14 protein-coding genes and 2 tRNA genes are annotated in these 15,853 nt (G+C 70.7%); 3 read left to right on the top strand and 13 right to left on the bottom strand.

Annotated elements, in window-relative coordinates:
- Positions 1-39 precede the first annotated feature (39 nt).
- The 5 genes from AC4D12_RS05740 to leuC form a co-directional block, all read right to left on the bottom strand.
- Positions 40-1,086: an NAD(P)H-dependent glycerol-3-phosphate dehydrogenase gene (locus tag AC4D12_RS05740; RefSeq protein WP_490948960.1), complete on the bottom strand. Its 1,047-nt coding sequence runs from the start codon at positions 1,084-1,086 to the stop codon at positions 40-42.
- A complete protein-coding gene (locus tag AC4D12_RS05735; RefSeq protein ID WP_490948959.1) occupies positions 1,083-1,940 on the bottom strand; it encodes a lysophospholipid acyltransferase family protein in 858 nt (285 codons plus the stop codon). Before AC4D12_RS05735 ends, AC4D12_RS05740 begins: the two co-directional genes overlap by 4 nt.
- An 8-nt stretch (positions 1,941-1,948) precedes the next feature.
- Positions 1,949-3,298 carry a UDP-N-acetylglucosamine 1-carboxyvinyltransferase gene (gene murA / locus AC4D12_RS05730; protein ID WP_490948958.1) on the bottom strand — a complete coding sequence of 450 codons (1,350 nt, stop codon included), beginning with the start codon at positions 3,296-3,298 and terminating at the stop codon, positions 1,949-1,951.
- Positions 3,299-3,530: 232 nt separating this feature from the next.
- Complete coding sequence (gene leuD, locus AC4D12_RS05725; protein WP_490948957.1) at positions 3,531-4,130, bottom strand: 3-isopropylmalate dehydratase small subunit; 600 nt, start codon at positions 4,128-4,130, stop codon at positions 3,531-3,533.
- 11 nt (positions 4,131-4,141) lie between these two features.
- The gene (leuC, locus tag AC4D12_RS05720) at positions 4,142-5,653 is read right to left on the bottom strand and encodes a 3-isopropylmalate dehydratase large subunit (protein WP_490948956.1); all 1,512 of its coding nucleotides are present in this window, start codon (positions 5,651-5,653) and stop codon (positions 4,142-4,144) included.
- Between the two features lie 162 nt (positions 5,654-5,815).
- Here leuC and AC4D12_RS05715 point away from each other — a divergent pair, with 162 nt between their 5' ends.
- The 3 genes from AC4D12_RS05715 (at position 5,816) to AC4D12_RS05705 (ending at position 7,808) form a co-directional block, all read left to right on the top strand.
- Positions 5,816-6,535 carry an IclR family transcriptional regulator gene (locus AC4D12_RS05715; RefSeq protein WP_490948955.1) on the top strand — a complete coding sequence of 240 codons (720 nt, stop codon included), beginning with the start codon at positions 5,816-5,818 and terminating at the stop codon, positions 6,533-6,535.
- Between the two features lie 14 nt (positions 6,536-6,549).
- Positions 6,550-7,092: a DUF1697 domain-containing protein gene (locus tag AC4D12_RS05710; RefSeq protein ID WP_490948954.1), complete on the top strand. Its 543-nt coding sequence runs from the start codon at positions 6,550-6,552 to the stop codon at positions 7,090-7,092.
- 68 nt (positions 7,093-7,160) lie between these two features.
- On the top strand, positions 7,161-7,808 hold the full coding sequence (locus AC4D12_RS05705) for an MBL fold metallo-hydrolase (protein WP_490948953.1): 648 nt from the start codon (positions 7,161-7,163) through the stop codon (positions 7,806-7,808).
- Positions 7,809-7,873: 65 nt separating this feature from the next.
- Here AC4D12_RS05705 and AC4D12_RS05700 read toward each other — a convergent pair whose 3' ends face one another.
- The 8 genes from AC4D12_RS05700 to AC4D12_RS05665 form a co-directional block, all read right to left on the bottom strand.
- Positions 7,874-9,916, bottom strand: coding sequence for a GTPase (locus AC4D12_RS05700; RefSeq protein WP_490948952.1), 2,043 nt, complete (start codon positions 9,914-9,916; stop codon positions 7,874-7,876).
- Positions 9,913-11,796 (bottom strand): dynamin family protein, encoded by a 1,884-nt coding sequence (locus AC4D12_RS05695; RefSeq protein WP_490948951.1) that lies wholly within the window; start codon positions 11,794-11,796, stop codon positions 9,913-9,915. The genes AC4D12_RS05700 and AC4D12_RS05695 overlap by 4 nt, the downstream gene beginning before the upstream one ends.
- A gap of 217 nt (positions 11,797-12,013) precedes the next feature.
- Positions 12,014-12,086, bottom strand: a tRNA-Glu gene (locus AC4D12_RS05690).
- Positions 12,087-12,151: 65 nt separating this feature from the next.
- Positions 12,152-12,223 (bottom strand) — tRNA-Gln (locus tag AC4D12_RS05685).
- A 69-nt stretch (positions 12,224-12,292) separates the two neighbouring features.
- Entirely contained in the window at positions 12,293-13,099 is an 807-nt protein-coding gene (locus AC4D12_RS05680; protein WP_490948950.1) for an HAD family hydrolase, read from the bottom strand.
- The gene (gltX, locus tag AC4D12_RS05675) at positions 13,096-14,610 is read right to left on the bottom strand and encodes a glutamate--tRNA ligase (RefSeq protein ID WP_490948949.1); all 1,515 of its coding nucleotides are present in this window, start codon (positions 14,608-14,610) and stop codon (positions 13,096-13,098) included. Before gltX ends, AC4D12_RS05680 begins: the two co-directional genes overlap by 4 nt.
- Before the next feature lie 91 nt (positions 14,611-14,701).
- Entirely contained in the window at positions 14,702-15,475 is a 774-nt protein-coding gene (locus AC4D12_RS05670; protein WP_490948948.1) for a fumarylacetoacetate hydrolase family protein, read from the bottom strand.
- Positions 15,476-15,660: 185 nt separating this feature from the next.
- The gene (locus AC4D12_RS05665) at positions 15,661-15,801 is read right to left on the bottom strand and encodes a hypothetical protein (protein WP_490948947.1); all 141 of its coding nucleotides are present in this window, start codon (positions 15,799-15,801) and stop codon (positions 15,661-15,663) included.
- Positions 15,802-15,853 lie beyond the last annotated feature (52 nt).

The raw sequence follows: 15,853 nt of genomic DNA, 5'->3' as shown, positions 1-15,853 counted from the left end.
TGGCAGGAGCGGTGGTGGCAGGAGCGGTCGTGCTGTCGTTCACGCGGGGGTGTCGCCTTCCGGCTTGAGGTTGCGGGACAGCAGGCGCGGCCCCAGGTCGTTCACGGACAGCCTGCCCTGCAGGACGGCCACCACGCTCTCCGTGATGGGCATGTCCACGCCGAGCTTCCGGGCGGACTCCAGCACCGCCTGCGCCGACTTGATGCCCTCGGCGGTCTGGTTCATCCGCACCGTCACCTGCTCGAGGGTGAGCCCCTGCCCGAGCAGCTGACCCGCGGTGTGATTGCGTGAGAGCGCCGAGGAGCAGGTGGCGATCAGGTCACCCATGCCCGCGAGTCCGGCCATGGTCTCCGGCCTGCCCCCGAGCGCGACGGCGAGGCGGGTCGTCTCGGCGAGCCCACGGGTGATCACCGAGGCCTTCGTGTTGTCCCCCATGCGGCGCCCCTCACAGATGCCGACGGCGAGGGCGATCACGTTCTTGACGATCCCGCCGATCTCCACGCCGATGACGTCCGTGGAGGTGTAGGGCCGGAAGTAGGACGCCGTGCAGGCGGCGGCGATCCAGGTGGCGGTGCCGTGGTCCGGGCACGCGACCACCGACGCCGTCGGCTCCTCACGGGCGATCTCCAGTGCGAGGTTGGGCCCGGAGACCACGGCGATGCGCTCCGCGGGCAGGCCGAGCTCCTCCGCGATGACCTCGCTCATGCGGGCGTCCGTGCCCACCTCGAGCCCCTTCATGAGGGAGACGACGACGGCGTGTCCGGGGATGAGCGGGCGCCACGCGGGGAGCTGCGCACGCAGCGTCTGCGCGGGGACGGCGAGCACCACGAGATCGCTCCCGGCCAGGACCTCGGCGACGTCGGCGGACGCCGTGACGTTCCCCGGCAGGAGCGTGTCACCGAGGTACCGGGGGTTGCGGTGCGTGGTGCGGATCTCCTCCGCGACCTCGGGACGCCGTGACCAGAGTGCGACGACGGTGGCGGGCGAGGAGTCGGCCAGGACCTTCGCGAACGTGGTGCCCCAGCTGCCTGACCCGAGGACGGCGATCCTCCCCGGCGCGGCCGCGGTGTGACCCGGCGCGGTCATGCCGCTCCCCCGACCGAGGACGGACCGGGCGTGCCGCCGTCGTCCGTTCCGCTCGTGCCCGTGGTGTCCGTCGTACCCGTCGTGCCGTCGGCCTTCCCGCCGTCGTCCGTCGTCGGATCGCTTCCCTCGGGGGTCCGGCCGGACGCCGGCTTCTGCGCGGGGTCCCACCGGGTGGCGGGGGGCTGCTCGTCCCGCAGTTCTGCCACGAGCGCCGTGATGGCGTCGACGATCCGCTCGGTCGCGGCGTCGAGGGTGGTGCGGGTGAGCGGTGCGTCCCGGAAGTCGCTGAGGTCCACCGGCTCGCCGACCAGCACGCGGACCCGCTTGCGCGGGAGGAGGTGGAAGCGCCTGGCGTACCGGGGGAAGACGTCCTGCGCGCCCCAGTGGGCCAGGGGCACCACGGGAGCGCCGGTCTGGAGGGCCAGGCGGGCCGCGCCGGTCCGTCCCTTCATGGGCCACATGTCCGGGTCACGCGTGAGCGTCCCCTCGGGGTAGATGATGATCCCCCCGCCGTCCGCGAGTGCCTCGCGCGCCGCCTCCAGCGAACGGTTCGCACCGGCAGAACTCCGCTCCACGGGGATCTGCTTGATGACCCGGAGGATCCACCCGATCACCGGGACGCCGAAGATCGAGGCCTTCGCGAGGAAGTGCGGCATCACGCCCTGGTTGTACAGGAAGTGACCCACCACCACGGGATCGATCTCCGTGACGTGATTGGGGCACACGATCATGCCCGTGTTCCTCGGCAGCTTCTCCTGGCCGTGCCACTCCTTGGCCAGGAGCGCGTTCATCACCGGCCTCACCCAGGTGGCGAGGAACGTGAACATGGCGCGTGAGCCGCGGGATTCCCCCATCAGGCGGCCTACGCGGACGCCACGGCGGCGGCCGGGCCATCCTCCGTGATGTCGAAGTCGGCGCCGAGTCCCTCGAGCTTGTCCTGGAACCTCTCGTAGCCGCGGTTGATGAGTTCGATCCCCGTGACGCGGGAGACGCCCTCCGCCGCGAAGGCGGCGATGAGGTGGCTGAACCCGCCGCGGAGGTCCGGGATGTCGATGTCCGCGCCGCGCAGCTGCGTGGGGCCGGAGATCACCGCGGAGTGGAGGAAGTTCCGCTGGCCGAAGCGGCAGGGAACGCTGCCGAGGCACTCGCGGTGCACCTGGATGTTCGCGCCCATGCGGATCAGCGCCTCGGTGAAGCCGAAACGGTTCTCGTACACGGTCTCGTGCACGATCGACACGCCGGAGGCCTGCGTGAGGGCGACGACGAGCGGCTGCTGCCAGTCGGTCATGAAGCCGGGATGCACGTCGGTCTCGAGGACCAGGGGCGAGAGCGGTCCGCCGGGGTGGTAGAAGCGGATGCCGTCGTCGTCGACGTCGAACGCGCCTCCCACCTTGCGGTAGGTGTTGAGGAACGCCGTCAGGTCCAGCTGCCGGGCGCCCTCCACGTAGATGTCGCCCTTGGTGACGAGGGCGGCCGACGCCCAGGACGCCGTCTCGTTGCGGTCGGAGATGGCCTTGTGGTTGTAGCCGGTGAGCTCGCGGACGCCCTCGATGCGGATCACGCGGTCCGTCTGCACCGTGATGATGGCACCCATCTTCTGCAGCACCGCGATGAGGTCCATGATCTCGGGCTCCACCGCGGCACCGGAGAGCTCGGTGATGCCCTCGGCGCGGATGGCCGTGAGCAGCACCTGCTCCGTCGCCCCGACGCTCGGGTACGGCAGGGCGAGCTTCGCGCCGTGCAGTCCCTTCGGGGCGGAGATGGAGATACCGCCGGGCCGCTTGTCCACCACGGCGCCGAAGTTGCGGAGCACTTCCAGGTGGTAGTCGATCGGCCGGTCGCCGATCTTGCAGCCCCCGAGGTCGGGGATGAATGCCTCGCCGATGCTGTGCATGAGCGGGCCGCAGAACAGGATGGGGATCCGGGAGTCGCCGGCGTGGGCGTCGATGTCCTTCGAGCGCGCCATCTTCGCGTCGCTCGGGTCCATCGTGAGGTCGCCCGTCACCGGGTCCTTCGTGACGGTCACCCCGTGGAGCTGCAGGAGGCTGGTGACGACGTCGACGTCCTTGATCTCGGGCACGTTCCGCAGCACGGACGGCGTGTTGCCGAGAAGGGAGGCCACCATGGCCTTGGGTACGAGGTTCTTCGCCCCGCGGACGGACACCTTGCCGCTCAACGGAATGCCGCCGCGAATGGTCAGAACGCTACCCATGAATACCTGATTTCCTCGTACGTTGAATCACCGCGGGGTCGACATTGCTCGGATCAAGCATAGGAGCGCCACGGAGCGGACAGAAATACAAGGGTACTGTGAGTCGCCCCTGCACGCAGGTAGCAACCCGTCACGGCGCTCAGTGATTCCTCGCACCCGCGGACCGGCCGCCACAAGGGCGTCGATGGCACGCCGCCCGGCCCCGCCGCGCACGCGGGCGAGGTCCTGCGGATCAGGTGCGCGCGGGCAGCGTAGTCGGCTTGAACGAGGGGCGGCGGGTCTCGAACTCGGTGATGTGCTCCTCCTGCCGCAGGGTCAGCCCGATGTCGTCCAGCCCTTCGAGCAGGCGCCAGCGCGTGTAGTCGTCGAGCTGGAAGGGCGCACTCACGGCCCCGCACTGCACCTGGCGCGCCTCGAGGTCCACCGTCACCGTGGCGCCGGGCTCGTTCTCGAGGACCTTCCAGATCAGCTCGATGTCATCCTGTGCCACTTGCGCCGCGACGAGGCCCTGCTTGCCGGAGTTACCGCGGAAGATGTCCGCGAACCGTGAGGACAGCACGGCCCGGAAGCCGTAGTCCTTGAGGGCCCAGACGGCGTGCTCCCGCGACGAGCCGGTGCCGAAGTCGGGCCCGGCGACGAGCACGGAGCCACGCGTGTAGGGCTCCCGGTTGAGGATGAACTCCTCGTCCTTGCGCCACCCCGCGAACAGGGCGTCCTCGAAGCCCGTGCGCGTGATCCGCTTGAGGTACACGGCCGGGATGATCTGGTCGGTGTCGATGTTGCTCTGGCGCAGCGGGACGCCGATGCCGGTGTGCGTGGTGATCTTCTCCATGGCGGCGGCTCCTAGGCGGCTGTCGAGGCGGCGGTCGAGGTGACCGGCGTGCCGGACGTGGTGGACGACGTCGTCGAGGGCGGGGCGGCGTGCGATCCACCGGGCAGCGGGTCCAGGTCCGACGGCGAGCTGAGGGTGCCGCGCACCGCGGTGGCCGCGGCGACCACGGGAGAGACGAGGTGCGTGCGCCCGCCCTTGCCCTGGCGTCCCTCGAAGTTGCGGTTGGAGGTGGAGGCGCAACGCTCCCCCGGAGCCAGCTGGTCGGGGTTCATGCCGAGGCACATGGAGCAGCCGGCGAACCGCCATTCCGCTCCGAAGTCGGTGAACACGCGGTCGAGGCCCTCGGCCTCGGCCTGCAGGCGGACGCGCGCCGAACCGGGGACCACCATCATGCGGATCGCCGGGTCCTTCTCGCGGCCGCGGATGATGTCTGCGGCCACGCGCAGGTCCTCGATGCGGCTGTTGGTGCAGGAACCGAGGAACACGGTGTCCACGCGGATGTCCTTCATCGGCGTGCCGGGCTCCAGCGCCATGTACTCCAGGGCGCGGGTGCACGCCGCCTTGTCGTTCTCGTCGGCGAAGTCGTCGGGTGACGGCACGGACTGCGAGAGCGAGACACCCTGGCCCGGGTTGGTCCCCCAGGTCACGAAGGGCTCGAGCTCGTTCGCGTCGAGGAACACCTCGGCGTCGAACACGGCGTCGTCGTCCGTCCGCAGTTCCCGCCACTCCGCGACGGCGGCATCCCAGTCCGCACCCTCGGGTGCGTGCGGGCGGCCTTTCAGGTAGGCGAAGGTCGTCTCGTCCGGCGCCACCATTCCCGCGCGGGCTCCCGCCTCGATGGACATGTTGCAGATGGTCATGCGCGCCTCCATGGACAGCGCGCGGATGGCAGATCCGCGGTACTCGAGCACGTACCCCTGGCCGCCACCGGTGCCGATCTTCGCGATCACCGCGAGAATGATGTCCTTCGACGTGACGCCGGGCTTCAGCGTGCCCTCCACCGTGATGCCCATGGTCTTGAAGGACTTCAGGGACAGCGTCTGGGTGGCCATCACGTGCTCCACCTCGGAGGTGCCGATGCCCATGGCGAGCGCGCCGAAGGCACCGTGGGTGGAGGTGTGGGAGTCGCCGCAGACCACGGTGAGGCCGGGCTGCGTCAGCCCCAGCTGCGGGCCCACCACGTGCACGATCCCCTGCTCGGCGTCGCCCAGCGAGTGCAGCCGGACGCCGAACTCGCGGCAGTTGGAGCGCAGCGTCTCGATCTGCGTGCGGCTGGTGAGGTCGGCGATCGGCTTGTCGATGTCGAGCGTCGGGGTGTTGTGGTCCTCCGTGGCGATCGTGAGGTCGGGCCGCCTCAGCGGCCGGCCCGCGAGGCGGAGGCCCTCGAAGGCCTGCGGGGAGGTGACCTCGTGGATGAGGTGCAGGTCGATGTAGAGGAGGTCCGGCTGGGCCTCCTCGCCGACGACCTCTCCCTTGCGGACGACATGCGCGTCCCACACCTTCTCCGCCAGTGTCCTGCCCATGACCTTCGCCTCCAGATGCTGCTGATTGCCCTCAGTGGTGCACAATCGGTCCGCGGTGTCGCGGGGGTGCCCACGGTCCGTGGGACAACTCAACCAGCGCCGCCCGCACCTCCGCCACTCCTCGGGGTTGCGTCTCAGATGGTGAGACGGCAATATCACTCCATGGACACTTCCAGTGGCGTCGGCGTCATCGACAAGGCATCCCTCGTCCTCGACGCACTCGAGGCCGGACCCACCACGCTCGCCCAGCTGGTGGCCTCCACCGGCCTCGCCCGGCCGACGGTCCACCGCCTCGCGCTGGCCCTCGCGCACCACCGGCTCGTGGGCCGCGACATGCAGGGCCGGTTCGTGCTGGGGAGCCGGCTCGTGGAGCTGGCATCGGCAGCAGGAGAGGACCGCCTGATCGCCGCGGCCGGCCCCGTGCTGCTGGGGCTGCGCGATGCGACGGGCGAGAGTGCCCAGCTGTTCCGCCGCCAGGGCGACTGGCGCATCTGCGTCGCCTCCGCCGAACGGCCGGTGGGGCTACGGGACACCATCCCCGTCGGGACGCAGCTGTCCATGAAGGCCGGCTCCGCCGCGCAGTGCCTCCTCGCCTGGGAGGACCACGACCGCCTTCTCACCGGACTGCAGAACGCGCGCTTCACCCCCACCGTCCTGGCCGGCGTCCGACGACGCGGCTGGGCCCAGAGCCTCGGCGAGCGTGAAGCCGGGGTGGCGTCCGTGTCCGCGCCGGTCCGCGGGCCGTCGGGTCGGGTCATCGCGGCCGTCTCGATCTCGGGTCCCATGGAGCGGCTGACCCGCCAGCCCGGGCGCATCCACGCCGAGGTGGTCTCCGATGCCGCCCGGACACTGACCCTCGCCGTCGCCAAGACCGCCGAGTGAGGCGGGCGCCGGCCATGGCCTACGCGATCCTCCTGCGAGGGGTGAACGTCGGCGGCGTCACGATGCGCATGGCCGAACTCCGCGACGTCCTCGGCCGGCTTCCCCTCCAGGACGTCGGCACGGTCCTCGCGAGCGGCAACGTCGTCTGCCGCACGGTGTTGCCCGCCGTCGAGGTGAAGCGCCTGACCGAGGACGCCCTGCGGCGCCACTACGGGTACGAGGCGTGGGTCGTCGTCGTCCCCGCCGACCACCTCCGCACCGTCGCGGACTCCGTGCCGGCCGCGCCCCCGGCCGGACCGGCCGCGCAGGACGACGTCCACACCTACGTGACGTTCTTCAGCGACGCCGACGCGCTGGACGCGCTCCTCGAGGACGCACGGGATCTCGAGGACCGGCCCGCCGTGCTCGAGGGCGCTCCGGCGGTCGCCTGGTTCTCGCCCAAGGGACGGTCCACCGAGGTTCCGCTCGCGAAGCTGCTCGCCCGCCGCCGCTACGCGTCCACGACCACCACGCGGAACGTGGCGACCGTCCGGAAGATCCTGCGGCAGATGCCCTGACCCGTGACAGGCGCCTCCCGGCCCGATTGGTAATGTTCAGCCCACGCTCACCCACCCCGGAGGACACCATGCGACTCATCGCCCAGGACTGCTACCAGCTCGAGCAGCAGAAGGGTTCCAACGGCTACGTGGTCAGCGGCGTCAGCCGCACCGCGGTGATCGATCCCGGTATGTCCTCGGGCTACGAGGGTCTCCTCGCGGAGCTGCGTGCGGCCGAGACCACCATCGGGACGGTCACGGACATCGTGCTCACGCACTACGACGCCGATCACGCGCAGGTCGCCGAGCGCCTCCGGAAGGCGCTGGGAGCGACGGTGTGGATCGGTTCCGCGGATGCCGAGGTGCTCCGCGGCCGCACCAGGCCGAAGACGCTGTTCCGGAAACTGCTGAAGCGCGTCGCGAAGGTGACGCTGCCGCAGGGCGCCCGGGAGCTGGTGGGCTCCGGTGAGATCTTCACAGGACTCTCGTTCTTCCCCACCCCGGGCCACACACCCGGGCACTATGCACTGCAGTGGGGCGGTGTGCTGTTCACCGGCGACGCGGCGAAGGTCTCGCCCGACGGCACCGTGAGCGACTTCTACGCGATCACCATCAACGACAAACCGGTTGCCGCGCGCACCGTGCAGCTCCTGGCCGAACACATCCGGACCGGCGGCGTCGACTGGGTGTGCTCTGGACACAACCGCGTTGCCAGGAGGACCGCCGGCACACCCTGACGTTCCGGCACGCCCGAGAGCAGACCCCGGGCGGGCGTGCCGGGAGCCGGTCAGGAGCGAGCAGCTCAGGCGTGATGCATCGCTGCCGTGACGGCCGCGCGGAACGCGTTGCAGCGCTCCACCTCCGCACCGACCGGCGCGAGCACCACGTCTGTGGCCACGCGCCCGCACGCTTCGAGCAACCGCCGTCGGACGCGCCGTGCCCGCCGCGCCGCTCCCACGCGGGCGAGCAGCGCCGCGATCACGGCCAGCAGGATCCCTCCGGCCACGCCGCCGACGATCAGGAGTGTCGGCACGGGGAACCCTCCCACGCGCGGCACGTCGACGGCGGGCAGCTGCAGGAAGCCGAGGACGGCGAGGACACCCAGCCAGGCGAGGCCGGCGACGAACGCGGCGAACGCGATCCACTGCAGGACGCCGAACAGCCCCCACCACGCGCGGCGGCCCGTCTCGAGGTCGGTACCGGTCACCGCCGCGTCGAGCGCGTCCGTCAACCGGGGCGCAGTCGAGCGCGCCGCATCGCGGAGCGAGGAGCGCCAGGGCTCGACGACGTCCCCGGCGGTCGCGTCCCCGAACACGCGCAGGGCCTGATCCACGGTGGCGCCCTGCGCGGGCAGGGTGAGGGCGAGTGAGGATCTCCTGTGATCAGGCAGCACCTCCTGCCGGCGGAGGTTGAGCCGTCGGAGCGGATCGGGGCGGAACCGCGCGAGCCAGCGGGTGCCGGGCCAGCCCGTGATGGCGTGGGCGTCCCGTCGGTAGGCACTGCGCACGGCGTCGACGACGGTCGGCACGCCGGCGGCCGCACCGAGCCGTGCGGTGAGCGCCTGCTGCGCCTCCCGCGACGGCATCGCGACAGGGTGCCGGACGGCGAGGGGGTTGAGCTCCGACGCCGCACGCGAGGCGTCGGCTGCGAGCCGCCTGGTGGCTGCCGCGCGGGTCTCCGCAAGCGTCCGGATCTGGGCGGCGAGCTCCTCGAGGCCGGCGCCTGTCCGCGCCGACACCGCGAGCACCGTCACCCCGGCGAGCCCTTCCTCCGCGAGAATGCCCGTGAGTGAGTCCAGAACGGGGGCCACATCCGCGGGTGCGAGCCGATCGACCTGGTTGAGGGCAACGAGGGTCACCGTCGCGTGCGAGGTCAACCCGCGGAGGAAGCCGTGGTGCAGCGCCGCGTCCGCGTACTTCTGCGGATCCACGACCCACACGAGGACGTCCACCTGGCCGGCGAGGCGCTCCACGATCTCCCGGTGGGCGAGCGCCGTGGAGTCGAAGTCGGGCAGATCGAGCAGGATCAGGCCGGCCTGATCGCTCTCGGGGGCGGTCCGGTCGCCTGCCGCGTCGGCCCGATCGCCGGCCCGGACACCCCTGTCGTCGGCCCTCACAGCCGGCGTGGACAGCATCGGAGCGGTCCGGGTCCTCTGGGCTCCGTCGGAGGATCCTCGGTCATCGCGGTGACGGACCGGTGACGAACCGGCCTCTGCGCCGCCCTGCGACCTACCCATGGGATCAGGACCCGCAGCACCGGTACCCGGGTTCCGACGTCGTCGGAGGAGGCGGGCGAGCACGCCTCCTGTGCCGCGCACCTCCGAAGCAGGCGCCGACGGCCCCGCGGGGGCGTTGTCGGAAACCGCGTCGAACTGCTGATCGCCCGCACCGCCCCCGCCTCCGGACACGGAGCCGGCCGGGCTCTCCGTCGTGACGCCCGGCACCGCCCGACCGGGGAGGAGGGGCGTACCCTCGGGCAGCTCGAAGCGCTGCGTGACGCCGAGCCAGTCGAGGAGCTCCCCGCTGCCTGCTGACCGCCAGATGAGGGCGAGCGGTTCGGAGGTCGTCGGTCGGCGGACGGCCACCCGCGCCGCGTCCGTGCCGCTGAGAGCGTTCACGAGGGACGACTTGCCGCTCCCCGTCGCGCCGAAGATCCCCACCACGGTGTGGTCGCCGGACAGCGATCGCCGGCTTCCCGCGCGATCGAGGGTGGCGTGCACACGTGCGAGCACCTCCTCGGGAATCCGTCCTTCCCCGAGCTCGAGAACATGGCGCAGCTGGTCGAGGGTGGAGGTCAGCGAGGCCGCGAGCGAGGACTCGACGACCGCTCCCCTGTGTCGGCTCACGCCGGACCCTCCGTGGAGCGCTGGTCCGCGGGCAGCGCGGTCCTGAGTTCGTGGGCGAGCACGCGGAGCGTCTCCGCGGCCGTCTGCCCGGAGAGCGGTTCGAGCACCCGGTCGAAGCCCTCGCGCTCCCGCCGGAGCAGCGTTCCGACGCGTTCCGCGAGGTCCTTCCGGGCGCGGGCGGCGAGGCGCCGCACGGCGTCGTCGCCGAAGATCGCCTCGAGGAGCTTCTGGCCGGCGATCGCGGAGGCGCCCGCGATGCCCACCTCACCTCCCGTGAGCCCTCCGGTGGACGCGAAGACGACGACCATCAGGGCGACGGCGACGCCGTTCACCCCGAAGGACAGCATGCGCGCGGTGAATCGCTTGTCACCGGCCTCGGCCTGCACGAGTTCCAGGATCGACTGCTGCCAGGCGCGGATCTCCCGTGCGATGTCCTCCGAGACCTGCTCCGACCGCCAGGCCGGTACGTCGGCGAGCAGAACCTCGCCGGCCTGCTCCGTCCGCCAGCGCCTGCGCGTCGTCTCGTCCGCACGCGCCGCCTCCTCGACGACGACGGTCTGCAGCCCGCTGCCGATCGCTTCCGCCACGGTCTCCGCGGGCGCGGGACGGCCGGTGAAGAAGGCGCCGATGCGGTCTCTCGCGCGTCCGATCCTCGATTCGATACCGCGCATGAACTCGCCGGTCCCCACGAAGTCCTGCCAGCGCGCCAGCACTTCCCCCCGCAGCAGCGTGCCGTCCTCGGTCGTGGCCATGACGGCGTCGAGGGCGTCCCCGTAGGCCTGGTCCGCTGCCGCTCGAAGGGCGTCCCCGGCCGACTGCTCCTGAGCCACCGCGGTGCCGATCGTGTCGATCCTGCCGGCGAGGGCGCGCGTGGCTCCGGCGACCGTACGCCGGGCGATGTCGCGGCGGCCCTCGGCGTCCGCGGCCAAAGCACGGAGCCACCGGGCGATCGGCTCCACCGCGCTCGGGGGCAGCATCCTGTCCCCGCCTAGCGGGAGCTCCGGGACCACGAAGATGGGCGCGTGCCCGAGGTTCTCCGCGCTGAGCAGTGTCATCAGATCTCCGCGGATCTCCTCCTCCACACCGGGTGGCACGCGGTCCAGGACGACGGCGACCAGCACGTCCCGGCGCCCTGCCTCGGCGAGCAGCGCCCAGGGGACGGCGTCCGCGTACCGGTTCGCGGTCGTCACGAAGATCCACAGATCGGCGGCCGCGAGCAACTGTCCGGCCAGGCGCCGGTTCTCGTCGGCGATCGAATCGACGTCGGGGGCATCGAGCAGGGCGAGGCCGGCGGGGAGAGCAGCTGTCGGCCTGAGCAGCAGGGTGTTCGGGGAAGTCGAGGACGCCTGCTGCGGCAGGTACCCCGGAGGCACCTGCTGCCGGGTACGGCCGGTCGCGGAGCCATCTTCCACCGCGTCACGGACCCTACCGGTCGTGCCGCCCGGGCCGCGCACCGCCTGCTCCCCGGAGTGCTCGGAGGCAGCGCCGTCGTCCGCGAGGCGGACGCGGCTGAGCCCGGGGAGGATGCGCGCGTCGTCGAACCAGCCGGCGTCGGAGGCGTGGTGCAGGAGGATGGGCTGCCGTGTCGTGGGGCGCACCGCCCCGGTGACGGACACCGGCCGCCCGATCAGTGCGTTCACGAGCGTCGACTTCCCCGCGCCCGTGGAGCCTCCGACGACGGCGAGGAGCGGCGCGTCGAGGTGGGCGAGCCGGGGAAGGATGTAGTCCGTCAGCTGTTCGCGGGCGGCCGTCGTCTCCGTGCGTGCGCGGATCGACGTCGGGAGGGCCAGGGGGAAGGAGAGTCGCTCGAGGGCCGTGTGGACCTCCCGCAGCAGCGGGGCGAGTCCGCGGGGTCCGCCGGCCGAGGAGGGTGCGCTCATTGCTCCATCATGCCAGCCGTCACCGCGCGCCCGCGGGGACCGATCTGCGTCGTCGCCGGGTAGTCTTCACCGGCGCAACGGTGCATCGGTGCTCACGACGACCGGGGACGGGAGTGGAACCGGGACAGGAACCGGGAAGGCGGGCCTCCGGAAACGAGAAAGTCCCGGCCACCGTGATGGTGACCGGGACTTGCTTCGTGTGTCCACGAGGACGTTGTGACCCCAGCGGGATTCGAACCCGCGTTACCGCCGTGAGAGGGCAGCGTACTAGGCCGCTATACGATGGGGCCAGTACTCTCCATATTACTACTGCTGCTGTACTGCTCGTGCCATCCGATCCGTGGACCGAAGTGCGCTGGGGTACCAGGACTCGAACCTAGAATGTTGGTACCAGAAACCAGTGTGTTGCCAATTACACCATACCCCAATGGCACGTTCCGGAGCCCTGATCGTGCTGTGCTCCGGCCGCATAACTGCTCCGCGCCGAGAATCGACTTTACCGGACCGAGGGGACGAACTGCAAAACGGCGTCGAGCGTGGGGATGCTGTGCACGTCATCGGCTGGCACCTCCGGAGGCATGCCCGTCACACCCGTGCTCCCCGCTCGTGGGACGTACCCCGCTCCCGACCGGTCGAGCCAGACACCGATCAGGCCGGCCGCCCGCGCTCCGATGCCGTCGACCATCCGGTTGTCGCCCACGTACACCGTCCGGGCCGCGTCGGACCCGAGCTGCCGGACACCCTCGAGGAAGATTCCGGGATCCGGTTTCGCGACCCCCACGGTGTCGATGCCCACGAGGACCACGATCCGCTGGAGGCCCGCGCGGTCCAGCTTTGCCCGTTGGTAGGCCTCGACGTTGTTGCTCACCGCCCCGTAGGGGATCCCACGGGCGTCAAGGGCGTCGAGCAGGGGCACGACGTCGTCGTACGCCCTGAAGTGCAGCGGCAGCGTCCGCTCGTACTCGCGCACCCAGTCCTCGGCCATCCGGCCGAGGAAGGGCTCGGGAGTGAAGACGGCGCGTGCGTGACGCACCCGATGGACGCGCTGCTCCTCGAAGGTCAGCTCACCGGCCAGGAAGCGGTCGTAGTGTCGCTGCGGATCCGTGGCGTAAAGGGCCTTGTACCGCACCCAGTCGTCATCACCGAGATGGTCGAGCGCGGGGTCGGGGATGGCCTGCAGCGTGGTGCCCATCGCCTGCGCGAGGTCCACGAGCGTGTCGTCGATGTCGAACAGGACCGCGGACCCGCCCGAAACCTGCGCGCCCGTATCCTGCGCGCCCGGCGCGCTTCGCTCCTGCGTCACGCGTCGTCGACCGAGGAGCGGAAGGCCCTCAGCCGTGCGAGCGAGGACTCGCGGCCGAGGATGACCATCGATTCGAAGAGCGGTGGTGAGACCCGGCGCCCCGTGATGGCGGTCCGCACCGGCCCGAACGCGAGGCGGGGTTTCAGTCCGAGGGTGTCAACGAGCGCGGACCGGAGGGCGGCCTGGAGCGCTTCCGTCTCCCAGGGCTCGCACTCCTCGAGGGCGGCGAGCGCGGCGTCGAGCACCTCACCGAGGTTCTCGGGGAGGCCCTTCCGAGCGTCGTCCGCGACGTCGACGGCGTCGTCGGCCTTGAAGAGGAACGAGAGCATCTCCGGTGCCTCGCCGAGCAGCGTGATGCGTTCCTGGATGAGCGGTGCGGCGGCAGCCACGAGCCGCAGGTCCGCGTCGGTCGGATCGGCCCCGATCAGGCTGGCAGCTGCGAGGTACGGCAGGAGGCGGCTGCGGAATTCGGCGGGGTCCAGCAGGCGCACGTGGGTCCCGTTGATCGCCTCCGCTTTCTTGAGGTCGAAGCGTGCCGGGTTCGCGAGGACGTCCCGGACGTCGAACGCCTCGACGAGCTGCTCCACGGAGAAGATGTCCTCGTCCGCGGACAGGCTCCAGCCCAGCAGGGAGAGGTAGTTGAGCAGCCCTTCGCGGATGAAGCCGCGTTCGCGGTGCAGGAAGAGGTTCGACTCCGGGTCCCGCTTGGACAGCTTCTTGTTGCCCTGCCCCATGACGTACGGCAGGTGGCCGAAGAGCGGCATGTACTTCGCCACGCCGATGTCGATCAGTGCGCGGTACAGCGCGACCTGCCGGGGGGTCGACGAGAGCAGGTCCTCGCCCCGCAGCACGTGCGTGATGCCCATGAGGGCGTCGTCGACCGGGTTGACCAGCGTGTAGAGCGGGGCGCCGTTCGCGCGCACCACGGCGAAGTCCGGGACACTGCCGGCCCGGAAGGTGATCTCACCCCGCACCAGGTCGGTGAACGTGATGTCCTCGTCGGGCATCCGCAGGCGCAGGACGGCGGGACGGCCGCCCGCGCGGAAGGCGTCCTTCTGCTCGTCGCTGAGGTGACGGTCGTGGTTGTCGTACCCGAGCTTCACGTCGCGACCCGCGGCGCGGTGCCGCTCCTCGACCTCCTCGGGCGTGGAGAAGGATTCGTAGAGGTGCCCGGCTGCGGTCAGCCGGTCGATCACGTCGCGGTAGAGGTCGCCACGCTCGGACTGGCGGTACGGCGCGTGCGGACCGCCCACCTCCACGCCCTCGTCCCAGTCGATCCCGAGCCAGGTCATCGCCTCGAGGAGCTGGTGGTAGCTCTCCTCGCTGTCACGTGCAGCATCCGTGTCCTCGATGCGGAACACCAGCTTGCCGCCACGGTGCCTCGCGTAGGCCCAGTTGAAGAGCGCCGTCCGGATGAGGCCGACATGCGGCGTGCCGGTCGGTGACGGGCAGAAGCGGACCCTGACGGGAGTGGAATCGGTGACGGTGGGGAGATCTGCGGCAGTAGTCATGGTGCCCCCAGTCTAGGCGGGACCCCCCGTGATGCTGCCGCGCGGAGCCGCGTGCGCACCGCCCGTAGGAGCGAATGCGCCGGTGCCCGGCCTAGCGCCGTGCCGGGTTGGAGAGTCGGCCGATCCCCTCGATGTCGACGTCGAACCGCTGCCCGTCGGTGATCATCCCGACACCGGCCGGCGTGCCCGTGAGGATGATGTCCCCGGGGAGCAGCGTGAAGGCCTGGGAGACGTACGCGACGAGTTCCCGCGCACCCCAGATCATGTCGCTCGTCGAGCCGTCCTGCCGCAGGTCGCCGTCGAGGGTTCCCCTGACGCTCAGGTTCTCCGGATCGAGGTCCGTCTCGATCCACGGCCCGATGGGGCACGAGGTGTCGAAACCCTTCGCCCGCGCCCACTGGTCGTCCGTCTTCTGCACATCACGCGCGGTGAGGTCGTTGGCACACGTGTAGCCGAACACGACGTCGTCCACGCGCTCCAGAGGGACGTCCTTGCAGATCCGGCCGATGACCACGGCAAGTTCGGCCTCGTAGGAGATCTGGTCGGAGAAGGAGGGCAGCATGATCGGGTCACCGGGGCCGATCACGGACGTGTTCGGCTTCAGGAACATCAGGGGGGCGGCCGGTGTCTCGCTCCCCATCTCCTGGATGTGGTCGGCGTAGTTACGGCCGATCCCGACGACCTTGCTCCGCGGGATGACGGGGGCCAGCAGCCGGACGTCCTCGAGCGCGTGGCGGGCTCCCGTCAACTGGATCCCGGCGTAGAAGGGGTCACCCTGGATGACGGCGACCTCCTCCTCACCGGGTGTTCCTTCCACGATGCCGAAGAGGGGATCATCACTGACAACGAACCGAGCAATACGCATGCCGCCAAGCCTAGCCTGATCGGCCGTGGCGGCTTCCGGCGTTCCCGGCCCGATGGAAGGGCCGGCAGAGCAGTCTTTGAAGACAGTGGTTAAACGGCACTGCGGGCCCCACTCTTCAGCGGGACCCGCAGTTCAGTGCAGAGCAGTCACACGAGCAGCAGGACCGAGGGATCCTGCGTCGACGACTAGAACGGCCAGGAGCCGACGCGATCGGTCGATGAGACGGGAGCCGTGACACCGGCCTTGGCCGGTGCGGCCTGGGCAGCAGCAGCGCCGCCGGAGACGAGGAGGCCGGCGAGCAGGAGGGCGGAGGTGAAGCGCTTCATGGTGGGTCCTTCGGTGGGTGTGTCGACAGTGGTTGAGACCGCCGCTCTATCA

Source organism: Arthrobacter sp. TJ-266, from assembly GCF_058269115.1.
This window is presented reverse-complemented; position numbering and strand designations above follow the sequence as displayed.